Raw genomic sequence first — 2,269 nt, 5'->3', positions numbered from 1 at the left:
AAGTTACATCAGCAAATATTTGGAATTGGTTTACTCACTGCTGTTATTGTACCTCACCTTTGTAAGAAATGCTATACGTGTAGTAGTTGCTATGCTGTACTGTGTAAAACTCTAATTCCCTAAAAATAATTGATGAACCAAATACTGAATTTATTGAGGGAATCTATCGAGGAAGTGTCAGCTTTTTCATGGATAAAACTTGTTGGTATGGTAAATATTAGACTTGTTGAATAAGCCACTCGAATCTTTACTGATGCCCAGATTTTTCCTGACTCCTGAAAGTGGCTAACTCTGCGTGAGTTTGGCAAGCTTCACTTAACTCAATGTAATCTAAGATATTGGAAACTACCTGAGAAAGGTGGATAGCCGAACGGTGAGCTTCTTGAATAAAATCTCTCTCCTCTATGGGATCATCAGCTTGGTCGTCTATGGTTAGTTGTAGATAGCCGATGATGTGATTTAGGGGAGTGCGGAGCTCGTGAGAGGCCTTCAACAAAAATTGCTTTTTGAGCTGGGATAGTCCTTGTACTCGCTTGCTGCGCTCTTGGTAGAGGGTGGCGAGGGCGATCGCACTTCCTACTTGCTCGGCCAGTTCTTGTGCGAATTCGATCTGCGATTGAGTCCAAGGTCGATCAGCTTTACCCTTCCCAGATGATCGACCTTTGCACTGATGCAAGCTAATTATGCCGTTAGGTTGCTCTTGGTAAGCGGTAGCCACCACTAGCAGCGACTGTGGCCCAAAAGGGTCATTAGCTGCAAAGGAGTCTACTATTACCGGTTCGAGGGTGGCTAGAGCTTGAAGGAAATGAGGTGCTGCTGTGAGCGAGATTTCCATTCCCAGCATCGGTAAAAATGGTTCTTGGCAGTATTCAGCAGCTACTTTGACTTGCAGACTAGAACTTTCATAGGGACAAAGGATACAGCGGCTGACGCCTAGTGTTTCTCCCAGACTGTTAACTGTTTGCTCCCAAATGGTATCGAGATCCAAGGTTCGACGAATCTTTCTGCCAATTTGGAGTAAAAGTTTTTGCGATTGAGCTGATATTTGCTGATTCATAGCAACCCTTTTTCTACTAGATTGGCAAAAGTTTACCACTCCGGCAACAGAGCAGGGAGTTACTGAATTTGCCAGCCTGCCGCTGTGGGACTTATGGATTACGTAATTCTACTTAAATATTGCCACAGACAGTCAAACATTACTAAGTAGTTGCGGTGTCTTTACAAGATCTTTATGATTTTCATAGAGAAGGGAGAGCGTCCTTTTTTCTTAAAAATCCTTTACATTAGGGGATTGCGAAGCTGAATCAGTGCAAAAAGTCGGCATTAAGTTCTTGTAAAGTTGGCGGTTTGTGGGGGTTTACTAGGAGGTGTGGGCTGCCAGCCGACAAATTAAAGATGAGCTGTTATCCGTATCCCCCGGATTTGATTTATGCCAATTCTGGGTGGGGATCGGAGGTGGCGTGGGTGATCAATATGAGTCCAAAACTCCCAATGAGGGGCTCTCCTGAACTTATGGTTATAATCTTATCTAATCAGAGAAGCAAGCTAATACACGATTCTTGAAATTATTAAAATTAGAAAAGCCATATCCTTGCCGCATTATCAACTTAATTCGATTGTTTATACCTTCCATGACCCCACTTGTTGTCCGATGAATAAAGTAGTTGCAAATACCCTCAAAATGATTCTCAATTGTTGCGGCAGATTCTCTCAAAAATACTTGTGCATGATTTAGCCATTCCTTGATTTTTTTCTGCCCTTTTTTAACGGTCAAATTCGTTTCATATATTTCTCTAAATTTTTCTTTCATCTCATAGGCAATTCTCAAACATTCTGATTTTTTTAAGGTCAGTTCTAATTTATTAATCTGCTCTGGATTAAGATTCTTTCCGTTACTTAATAACAAATATTTACTTTGCCGATCTGTTATTCCTGCGGCTCTACGTAATTTATTTAAATCTTGATTAACTACTTTCATCACATGAAAACGATCGATAATAACTTCGGCATTTGGGAATACCTTTTTGATGACTTTTGGGAATCCTCCCCACATATCAACACTCACTTCCTCGATTCGTTCGCGAATCTCAATCGGTTGTGCCATCAGGACTTCTATTATTTCCTCAGAGCGGTGGGAGTCATATCATGTCCGGTAGCATAACCATAATTAAGCCGCAACTTGGGGCCACCAATGGAAATTTGTCAAACCTCGAACTAAGTCTTGCTGTTGGAGTAATTGTTGGCAGCGATTAAATAAAATTTCCTCTAA

The 2,269-nt window shown here is 41.2% G+C and carries 2 protein-coding genes; both read right to left on the bottom strand.

Going from position 1 to position 2,269, the window contains the following annotated elements:
• Positions 1–247: 247 nt before the first annotated feature.
• Positions 248–1,057, bottom strand: coding sequence for a GAF domain-containing protein (locus QUA40_RS28455; protein WP_333132024.1), 810 nt, complete (start codon positions 1,055–1,057; stop codon positions 248–250).
• A gap of 471 nt (positions 1,058–1,528) precedes the next feature.
• Positions 1,529–2,119, bottom strand: coding sequence for an ISL3 family transposase (locus QUA40_RS28450; protein ID WP_445301214.1), 591 nt, complete (start codon positions 2,117–2,119; stop codon positions 1,529–1,531).
• Positions 2,120–2,269: the final 150 nt, after the last annotated feature.

It is taken from the genome of Microcoleus sp. Pol11C3 (assembly GCF_036701485.1).
GTDB lineage: Bacteria > Cyanobacteriota > Cyanobacteriia > Cyanobacteriales > Microcoleaceae > Microcoleus.
The sequence above is the reverse complement of the archived record's forward strand: the minus strand, read 5'-3'. Positions and strand labels throughout refer to the sequence as shown.

Coding starts and splice junctions, on each gene's coding strand:
- QUA40_RS28455 (WP_333132024.1), bottom strand. CDS start 1,057: ATGAATCAGCAAATATCAGCTCAATCGCAAAAACTTTTACTCCAAATT.